The sequence below is a fragment of the Moorena sp. SIO2C4 genome (assembly GCF_010672485.1).
Taxonomy (GTDB): Bacteria; Cyanobacteriota; Cyanobacteriia; order Cyanobacteriales; family Coleofasciculaceae; genus Moorena; species Moorena producens.
The window spans coordinates 1-9,839 of record NZ_JAAHGN010000166.1 but is presented as its reverse complement, the minus strand read 5'-3'; the positions used below and the strand labels follow the sequence as shown (position 1 = coordinate 9,839).

Below are 9,839 nucleotides of genomic sequence, written 5' to 3'. Positions count from 1 at the left end.
ACGGGATTGGAATGGCGCGCGGAACATAATGATCCGCGCTTTGTCGGCAACAACCACCAGGTTTTCACCTGGTGCTATACAGATCATTCCTGCTGATGGGTAGGTTTAGAGAGGTTAAATGTTGCACCAGCCAGCATTAGCAACCACGATATCAATTTTGCCAAACTTACTACGGGCAAAGGTTGCCGCTTGATCAAGCTCACCATCCTTCGTGACATCACAGGGCATAGCAAGTACACGTTGACCGTTGGGATCAATTTGTGAAGCTATGGCTTCTAATCGTTCTGCTCGCCGAGCTAGGAGTACCACATTGGCTCCTTGACGGGCTAATTCATGAGCAAGAGCTGCTCCAATGCCAGAGGAAGATCCTGTGATTAGTGCCACTTAATCCTTAAAGTTGCTCATCTATTGCTTGCTTAAAGTTAATTTCAATCGCTAGTATAAGGTCTAATGAATCTGCCTGCTTTTAAGGGTTAAATAAGTCAAATATCCCAGTTATGCCTAAGTCCTAAAAAATTTTTTGCCAAGGACTTGACACGTTTGTAATATGCATGTAGTATAAAAGTAAGGTCAAAGAGAAAACATCACGCTACAAGGAGGGATGCCCAATGATTCATGTTCGGTTTGAAGGTCGTTCCTACGACATTGCTGAAGGTCAGCTGGGTATAGCCAAAAGTATGAACGATACCGCTGTTAAACAGCAACTCGCGAAGTACTTTGATGTAGCCCCAGAGCGCTTGACCTCTTATGTCATTGACCGCAGTACCAACCGCAATCTGATTATAAGACCTGAAGCGGTTTATGGTTAAGGTTTGTGCTTAAAAGGTTTATGGTTAAAAGGTGTTAAAAGGTTAAACCTTTTGTCCTGTGCCCTAATCTCAAGAAGCCTACACACAGATAACGATCCTAAGGTAGCGAACTCGGGTAACCGAGGAGCGCGAGCACTAAGCCATTGTCTTACAGAGATTTGGCGTGCGTGTCCACTGCTAAGCCATGCTTGGTGAGGACGGTCGTAAGTTGCTATAAAGCTTTTGTTAACTTGCACAGGAGCAATTGTTCGGAATTTCCCCCCGCGCCCTAACTGCTGAAGCTTACATACTACCGATCTACTAATCGGAAGGTTATAGGTTCGAATCCTATCAGCGGCGCTATTTGCCGCTGTAGCTCAAATGGATAGAGCATCATTTTCTTAAAAGCTTTATTGACTTGCGCGGGCACCCCAATTCTAGTGCAATTAGAGTGGTTTTACTGGCATAACTAAACAATTTAAAAAATAACTGAGTCACCTTCGCGCCCTGACCCGGAAAGCTTTCATACTCGCCAAATGGTAAGGCACTTGACTCATCATCGAGAATATGCGGGTTCAAATCCCGTGTGTGAAACAACGGCTTTCTGAACTTGCGCGATTGATTCAACCTTCTAGGAATAATTTCCAAATTATGCTACAGAGTGATAAAAGTACTGGTTAAAAAACTATTATAAGTTCCTATCAATTTTGTATTAACTTGCACAGAAGCAAGTGTTACAAATTTACCCCCGCGCCCTAACCGCTGAAGCTTACATACTACCGACTACGAATCGGAAGGTTATAGGTTCGAATCCTATCAGTGGCGCTATTTGCCGCTGTAGCTCAAATGGATAGAGCATCATTTTATTAAAAGCTTTATTGACTTGCGCGGGGACCCTAATTCTAATCGTTTTCACTGCCATAACCAAACAATTTTAAAAATTCACTGAGTCACCTTCGCGCCCTGACCCGGAAAGCTTTCATACTCGCCAAATGGTAAGGCACTTGATTCTGTTCAAGTATATACGGGTTCAAATCCCGTGTGTGAAACAATGGCTTTCTGAACTTGCGCGGATTGATTCAATCTTCTATAGCAAAGGAAACAGGGAATAGGGAGTAGAGAGTAGGGAGTAGGGAGTAAGGAGTAGATAAATTCGGTTCAAAATTATGACAATTAATTTAGGCTTGCTATAGGAATAATTTAAAATTAATTACAGATATTATTAGTTTATCATTGTTAATTAATTTAGATTATTATTCACGATTAATGATTTAAATGAGGTAGTAATAGCCACCATTAATTTTATTATTATTGGGATGATAAATTATTTAATTAATGGTGGCATTTTTGTTGGTTTTAGTAAACCAAACAACCTTCAACCTTCAACCTTCAACCAAACAACCTTCAACCAACTTTCAACCAAACAATCAAATAACTTATAGATTTGTCCAGAAATTACATAGGAGCATAGGAGGTTAATCCTATGAAAACTGAAGAGCGTGACCTGCGTTTAGAATTACTAAACAGTTTATTAACTACACCCCATCGTAAGCTGGAGCAAGTGACAGAATTGCACCAACTGATGGTAGAACTTGACCCAATTTTTTACGGTCACTTAGCCGTTTGGTACGAGGGTCACGGGGATGTCCGGGACCACAAAGAAGTGTTTCTAGGTCATTTGTTGACTAGCAATTTGACCGAACACCGAGATGCTGGCTTTGTGATGCTGCAAAAATTCCCACCATACCAGGTGGCACGAGTAGTGGATTTCATGAAGCAGCAGCGCAATAAGGTGCCTCGTTCGGCTCGAACAGCAGTGCGGCGCTACCTTAAAACACGGGAAAAAACTCCAGCATTGTTTGACCGAGCAGCATTGCGGGGTCGAAAGGCGATGAAGCATCTCTATGCTAGTTTACATATTAAGCCTAGCTCTAGAGCAGATGCTGTATTATTTAAGGACAATCCTCCAGAAGGTTCTTTAGCTTGGATACTGAAGCAGTTAGCGAAAACTGAAACTGCTGCTGAACAGGCGCAATTGATTGTTGAACATAAGATTCCCTACACCATCGCCATTGGTGCTGTGCGCTCTGTCACTCCTACGGTTTTGGTGGCGCTAATTAATTCCATGACACCCCAAGAGGTAATTAATAATCTCAAATCCCTCCAAGGGCGGGGTGCGATGGAACACCCACAGGTCAAGGAGTTGATTGAGGCAAAGCTAGAACAGGCACAGACAAGCGATCGCGTTTCTGCGTTCAAGGCACAAGTTGCCGCTGAGGCTGCTCAGTTAGATACTCAAACTCTTGCTAAGTTAAAACAAGTTACCAATGAGCAAGTAAAGCGCAAAGGTACCATTACCAAGCCCACTGCTCTACTAGTGGACAAGTCCGGTTCAATGGACAAAGCCATTGAAGTTGGTAAGCGGCTGGCAGCCCTAATCTCTGGTATTACTGAAGCTGAGCTGTTTGTGTATGCCTTCGATACCATGCCTTACCCAGTTAAGGCTCAAGGAAAAAAGTTGAGTGACTGGGAACGTGCCTTCAGGCACATCAAGGCAGGGGGTGGGACTAGCATTGGTTGTGCTTTAGAAGTAATGCGTTCTCGGAAGCAGGCGGTTGACCAGATTATCTTGGTTACCGATGAAGGTGAAAACACAGCACCTTACTTTGGTAAGGTTTACAAGACCTACTCTCGTGAATTGGGATTGATGCCCAATGTGATTATTGTCCGAGTTGGTTACTCCTACGACTGGGTGGAAAGTAAACTCAAGGAGCAACAGGTGCCAGTAGAAACCTTTACCTTTGCTGGAGATTACTATTCTCTACCAAACCTGGTTCCACTGATGACTCGTCCATCACGGCTAGACTTATTGATGGAGATTCTGGATACACCGCTACCGGTGCGAAATGATAAGTAGTGCAACATTTAACCTGTACAAACCTACTCACAAGCAGATAAGACGATGGTATAGCAAAGCGTGAAAACTAATGGTTGTTGCCGACAAAGCAATGCCAAAAGCATTGCGCTAATTTTATTAATGGAGGCTCTGCTGCCTACTCTCAAACCGCACTGTAACTTCACTCAGTCCATTATTTTACGTCGCTTAACTTACGACCAGCTGCCTTCGCTTTTAGTTCTTCGTTGGGCGGTAGTGTTCCGAAGTTAAACAAGTTACTAACTTAGTTAATTATAAAACAATGGATAATGTTTGACAAGGTTTAGATAGCTATAAGTAGTTGCACCTCTAAGAATTGGACTGACTTGATAACTCCTGATGAAGCAGTATATCCAGTCACCCAGTCTAATCTTGGGATCAAACTTGGCTTATAAGTTTGGAATCCGCACCTCTATAAATTTCACCGACTTGTGTGCCCTAACAGCCAGAGCTTACATACATAGTACGAGAGGAATAGTACCGTTACTCTAACGTAACGGGCGTGAAGCGAGGAAGGCGCGAAGAACCCGGAATGTGGGCTTAGAAGTAGCCATCATTTAAAGAGTGTGTAGTAACTCACCGGCGGAGTTCCTTCTAAGTGACGAACGCTTTTGCTCTGGCGACTTGCACATTATTAATACAATCGAGCAGGATCATGGCAAATATCCTCGACCTCATCAATCAAATTGCTGCAAAGGAAACGCAACTGAGTGAAAATCAATTCCTCGCTCCCTGTGTACGTGGGGGAAGGGTAAGAACTCGTGTTGCTGGAATGATTTATACCTTCTCCCCTAAGCCTCGTAAGTTTGAAGGATGGGGTATTTTTCAGCCAGTCAGCGATCAAGTCGCAACTGTGATAGAAGAGCCAGATGTGTTTCAACTTGAGGACTATTGGCAACTGCTCCAACCGTTGCGTTTACGACTAGCTTATCAATTGTCGGGAAAGACCTGGCTAGGGTATCCAGTCAATGAATCCGATGCTCGTCAGCGCTTTGGCACGGTTAAACCTATTGCTGTCCATCTGGTAGAGGGCGGGGTAGCCTTTGAACAAGTGGTAGCTCGTGGGGATGGTAAGGCTTGGTGGTTTCAGCAGCTTGACCGTAAGGGAGATCCTTTACTAGCAGAACAACTCACAGAGCAGTTAAAGCAAGTAACACCACCTGAAGAACTGGATTTAAAGGGGGTGACCCCAGAAATGAGAATAGTTTATGACTTGGTAACACAACAGACTAAAGAGTTTAAAGATAAAAGGCAGCATCAACACGATCACAGAAGGCTGGAGCAAGCTTTGGAAATGGGTGGGGGAGCACTGCAACAGTTCCATGACCGGGGAGAATTCTGGCAGGTGCAATGGACCACTGCTAACGGTGAACACCACACATCAGCCATATCTAAACAGGATCTGACTGTAATCAGTTCCGGGATTTGTCTGAGTGGACGCGATCGCGATTTTGATTTACAGTCCTTGGTTGGGGTGATTGAGGCACGAGATAATTGGGATTAGGATGATGTCAATTTTTTTCCACGAACAACTCTACCGTACCTCCCAAGTCATGGCGCAGTTACGTGACTACCCCGTGACCGTGTGTGGTGCCGGAGCACTTGGAGCAAATATTACCGAAAATTTAGCTCGTTCAGGGTTTGGAAAGCTCAAGGTTATTGATTGCGATCGCATTGAAGAGCGCAATCTTTCTACCCAACCCTACTATCGCTCTGATATTGGTGCCCATAAAGCCAAAATCCTCGCCCATTCTCTCTACCAAGCGGTTGGGGTAAAATTGGAAGCTAAGGTCAAAGAATTAACTAAAGCTAATACCAAACAATTACTGACTAATTCTACTTTAGTCATTGATACCTTTGATAACAGTGTCGCTCGTCAAGCCGTAAAAGATTACTGTGAGAGTTCCCAAACCCCTTGTATTCATGTTGGGTTAGCAGAAGACTATAGTGAAATCATTTGGAATGAAAATTATCGAGTGCCTTCCCCAGTTAATGATGATGTTTGTGATTATCCATTAGCTCGGAATTTAGTGCTGATGACTACAGCAGTTGCTACTGAAGTCATCATTGAATTTATTAGCACAACCAAAAAACTAGATTTCACTTTCACCTTGAGAGATTTAACTATCAAGGCCATATTATAATTCTGTGATCTAGGTTTCCCTTGGTGTTTTAGGGAACAGGGAACAGGGAACAGGGAACAGGGAAGATATAAGAGGGAATAGGTAATAGGTAATAGGGAGTAGCGTTGTATCGCTATTCCCTTTTGCATGCCTTTTGCCTTTTGCCTTAAGTCCCTCAAACGTTGCTGATAATTGCTATATCTCTATTAATTCTTTATCCATCAACTTAGGATTAGTATCAACTAACTGTCTTCCAATTTCATCCCGGACAATTTGACGATATTCGAGAAAGTGTTCGTTGTGAGCGCATAGAGTAAGGTAATGTTCCCACACAGCTGGATTATGCCTGAAAATACCAAATAAATGATGCCAGAATTTCCAGCGAGTACTGCGCTTAAACCCTTGACGCCAAATTACAGTCGCCAAAGCTTTCAAATCTACCAACTCTGGCATTTTGAATGGAGCTTTGCATTTAGGGGGGCCAAGCTTTAAAAAACATTTATAGGCTCGGTCTATATAGCGTTCAGGGTCGTATAGCGTCCAGAATGCTTCGATGTATTCTTGAGCAATCTCCTCAATGGGACGAGTAGGAACAAAGTTCATTAGGGTGGTTTGATTGATATCTTTTTTAGTGTTATCTCGCAAACGTCCTTCTTTTTCTAAACGATTCCATAGAGCAGTATTGGGTAAAGCCTGTAACATGCCAAACATGGCTGTAGGGATACCAGCCTGTTCAACAAAACTAATAATACGGGAACCGGCTCCTTCTTTCTCTCCATCAAAACCAATAATAAACCCTGCCATTGGTCGCAATCCCGCACGAATTATTTTATCTACATCATCCGTTAGAGAGCTGCGAGTGTTTTGGAATTTTTTAGTTAGTTTAAGGCTTTCTTCGTCCGGTGTCTCAATTCCTAAAAATACAGCATCAAAGTTAGACTCTACCATCAATTCCATCAATTCTGAATCTGCAGCTAGGTCTACAGATGCCTCAGTATTAAATCGGAAGGGATACTGATGCTCTTTCTGCCATACTTTTAGCTCTTTCAGCAATAGTTTAACGTTACGCTTATTCCCAATAAAGTTGTCATCCACCATAAAGATACCACGCCGCCAGCCTAATTCATACAGATAATCCAATTCCTTGAGAAGCTGGTCTGGTTTCTTTGTTCTCGATTTGCGGCCATAGAGAATAATTATGTCACAAAATTCGCACTGAAAAGGACATCCCCGCGAAAACTGCACTGACATTGAATCATAGGCATCAAGCTCTAACAAATCATAGCGGGGAATGGGGGTTTGAGTTACATCGGGTTTCTCTGTAGTGCGAAAGGTTCCACTAGTTTCCCCCTGCTTTAAAGCCTCTACAAACATCGGTAGGGTGATTTCTCCTTCATCTAGGATTAGAAAATCTACCCCTGCCTTCTTTCCTTCTTCCGGTAAAGACGTAGGATAAGGTCCCCCAAATGCCACTAATTTACCACGTCGTTTGGCTTCTTTAATTTGGTTTAGGGCATCGGTTTTTTGGACAATCATCGCTGAGATTATCACCAGCTCTGCCCATTCAAATTCTGCTTCGGTTACGTCTCGGATATTGCGGTCAACAAGTTTAAATTCCCAGTCTTGAGGTAATAATGCAGCAACAGTAATTAGACCTAAGGGTGGCAATAAAACTTTGCGATTAACTAATTCAAGGATTTTGTCATAAGACCAAAACGTTTTCGGAAATAGCGGATACAGTAATAAAACTCGCATTTAGAGAAATCCTCACACACGTGGCCATATAGCCTATAGCGATCTTACATCCTAATTAAGATTGCGATCAGCTATCAGTATTGAGCTATCAGTATTCAGCTATTAGCTTATGGGTTAGGTCACAGCGTCGTTCGCACAGCGTGGCCTTTGGCCAAAGGCTGTGCTACGTACTTAATGCTTACTGGCCGAACGGGTGTCCAGTTCTATTTAGCTCCCAACTTGGCTAAAAAATTATCAGTAAACAATGACAGGTAATAATAAACTAATGCCTAGACTAATTTTAAGTAGACATCTCCAAAAATTAACCTCAAACCCTTGCACTGCCTGGGTCAAAACCGAGTTTCTGGAGATGTCTAGTCAATCAATCTAGTCTAGGGTTTTAATTACGGCTGCAATTATTCACTAAACCTTACACCCAGTGCAATGCTCGGGACTGAAACCCTTACTAGTTTAAAAGGCTGCTTGTTACTCCTTGAAGCTTAATCAGCTACTCTAGTCAGCCTGTCTAGAATTTGCATGATTGACAAATCCCGCAAGAAATTGTCTCTGCTGGTCATTTCAGAGCGGTTCGAGTCATAATAGCGGTTCGATTGATAATAGCTGTTCGAGTCATAGCCATTCTGGTCATAGCGGTTCCGGTTATAGCCATTCCGGTTATCGCGGTTGATGTATGTGAGGATGCGATCGCATTCTGTAGTGCCAACTATACTACAACCCTGGCTCAGTAAACTATCCACTGAAGTAGTCCTACCCTTAGGGGTATACCAACGTGACCCGGATTGGGCAGTCTGACCGTTAGGATACTTCCATGAACCTGATGACCCGAATTTGGCAGTCTTTCCGTTGGGATACTTCAATTGTGACCCGAATTTAGCAGTCGTTCCGTTAGTATACTTCCATTTTGACCCCAATTTGGCAGTCGTTCCGTTGGGATACTTCCATTTTGACCCTGATTTGGCTGTTTCCCCATTTGGCCACTCTAACGAAGACCTCTGACCTTGCCTAGGACCGTTGCAGATCACTTGCTGTAAACTTTCAATCGTACCCAAAAAGCTTCTTCCCTCTTCTGTCATGCTGGCTAGTTTTGCCATGGCGGTCAGGTCGAAGCAATCTTGAGAGGAATTTCGTGGTGACTGAATACTTGATGAACGTCGGTTACTATTTCCACAGTACTTATATTCTAGGGTATCTAGATTATCGGTATCTAAGTTTTCGCTAATCGCCAAGCGACGCACAGTACGAATCTGGCCACATCGATTCGATTCAGCAGATACCTTATCAGTCCCTAAGCCAATAGTACATAGGGTCAGGAGTGATAATAACACTCGCATCGGATATTTCATATAGATGAATCTTCCTGAACACATCAATAGTGTCAACAGCTAGGATGATCAAATACCCTAGCTTCTGGCTGACTAGTACAGACGTTAGATGATATCAAAAGTTTCAGCGGCGAAATAATTTTGGTCGCGATTCTAAGGTATAGCAGTCGCCAGGGCAGTTAGGACATGACAAAAGTCTCACACCCTTTGTAAGCGCAAGAGTTTGACTTCTGACTTCTGACTTCTGACTTCTGACTTCTGCTATAAGCATGCAGCCGTCAGAAAATGCTGTTGCATAAAAAATTACCAAAAGCCTGATAAGTATATAGCGATGTGTCCAAGAGGCGCGACCCAAGGGCAGTTTACCTGCCCATTGGAACGCGCGCCTTCACTGAACTTTTGCGAGAGGTCAAGGGTACTAAGTATGATGCTGGTATCCAGTGTTAATTCAATTGTTAGGTGCCCTTGACCTTGGCGAATTAAATTCGCCAAGGTCAAGGGCACCTGAAGTTAGCATAGATCATCCTCTCATAGTTCATTACCAGGACTTATGCCAAATTGAGTAACAAACGCAAACGCACTTATATAGTATGGTGTGTTATTAACGCACCCTAGCGGCAGAGTTTATGGGTAAGTCCTGAGTAATTGACACAATTGACCGATTATTGCGGTAATCTGGAGTGACACGAAACATGCTGAAAACTATACTTATCAACTCTCAAAGCAACGAGTTACAGGAAAAAACCCTGAAACGGAAAACTGGGATTCAAGGTGAGTATCTTATTGGTCGTCACCCGAGTTGTGATCTAGTTCTGGATAGTCCTGTAGTTAGTCGTGTACATGCCAGAATCCTATGCCAAGGGGGACAGTATTACTTTGCTGACCTCGGTAGCACAGATGGCTCTCGGATCAATAA

Annotated in this window: 9 protein-coding genes, 2 tRNA genes and 1 other annotated feature; of the genes, 8 read left to right on the top strand and 3 right to left on the bottom strand. The window is 43.2% G+C overall.

Annotation, left to right across the window (positions count from 1 at the left end):
* Positions 1 to 114: 114 nt before the first annotated feature.
* Positions 115 to 384, bottom strand: a complete 270-nt coding sequence (locus F6K20_RS11615; RefSeq protein ID WP_287294756.1) for an SDR family oxidoreductase — start codon at positions 382 to 384, stop codon at positions 115 to 117.
* A gap of 224 nt (positions 385 to 608) precedes the next feature.
* Between F6K20_RS11615 and F6K20_RS11610 the strand changes: the two genes are divergently transcribed.
* From F6K20_RS11610 to F6K20_RS11580, 7 genes are all read left to right on the top strand, one after another.
* Positions 609 to 809, top strand: a complete 201-nt coding sequence (locus F6K20_RS11610) for a hypothetical protein (protein ID WP_008177509.1) — start codon at positions 609 to 611, stop codon at positions 807 to 809.
* A 501-nt stretch (positions 810 to 1,310) separates the two neighbouring features.
* A tRNA-Met gene (locus F6K20_RS11605) sits at positions 1,311 to 1,382 on the top strand.
* A gap of 165 nt (positions 1,383 to 1,547) precedes the next feature.
* Positions 1,548 to 1,613: transfer RNA gene (locus F6K20_RS11600), tRNA-OTHER, on the top strand.
* Positions 1,614 to 2,104: 491 nt separating this feature from the next.
* Entirely contained in the window at positions 2,105 to 2,230 is a 126-nt protein-coding gene (locus tag F6K20_RS11595; protein WP_008177514.1) for a hypothetical protein, read from the top strand.
* A gap of 41 nt (positions 2,231 to 2,271) precedes the next feature.
* A complete protein-coding gene (locus tag F6K20_RS11590) occupies positions 2,272 to 3,705 on the top strand; it encodes a vWA domain-containing protein (RefSeq protein ID WP_287294755.1) in 1,434 nt (477 codons plus the stop codon).
* Positions 3,706 to 4,235: 530 nt separating this feature from the next.
* Positions 4,236 to 4,318, top strand: a sequence feature (23S ribosomal RNA rRNA prediction is too short).
* Positions 4,319 to 4,378: 60 nt separating this feature from the next.
* Positions 4,379 to 5,227, top strand: a complete 849-nt coding sequence (locus F6K20_RS11585) for a hypothetical protein (protein ID WP_287294754.1) — start codon at positions 4,379 to 4,381, stop codon at positions 5,225 to 5,227.
* 4 nt (positions 5,228 to 5,231) lie between these two features.
* Positions 5,232 to 5,867, top strand: a complete 636-nt coding sequence (locus F6K20_RS11580) for a ThiF family adenylyltransferase (protein ID WP_287294757.1) — start codon at positions 5,232 to 5,234, stop codon at positions 5,865 to 5,867.
* 174 nt (positions 5,868 to 6,041) lie between these two features.
* On the opposite strand, the gene F6K20_RS11575 is transcribed toward F6K20_RS11580, so the two are convergent.
* Together F6K20_RS11575 and F6K20_RS11570 are read right to left on the bottom strand one after the other, a co-directional pair.
* Complete coding sequence (locus F6K20_RS11575; RefSeq protein ID WP_287294753.1) at positions 6,042 to 7,601, bottom strand: B12-binding domain-containing radical SAM protein; 1,560 nt, start codon at positions 7,599 to 7,601, stop codon at positions 6,042 to 6,044.
* A gap of 479 nt (positions 7,602 to 8,080) precedes the next feature.
* A complete protein-coding gene (locus F6K20_RS11570) occupies positions 8,081 to 8,944 on the bottom strand; it encodes a hypothetical protein (RefSeq protein WP_287294751.1) in 864 nt (287 codons plus the stop codon).
* A gap of 659 nt (positions 8,945 to 9,603) precedes the next feature.
* Between F6K20_RS11570 and F6K20_RS11565 the strand changes: the two genes are divergently transcribed.
* A partial coding sequence (locus F6K20_RS11565) for an FHA domain-containing protein (RefSeq protein ID WP_287294748.1) occupies positions 9,604 to 9,839 on the top strand: 236 nt, incomplete at its 3' end.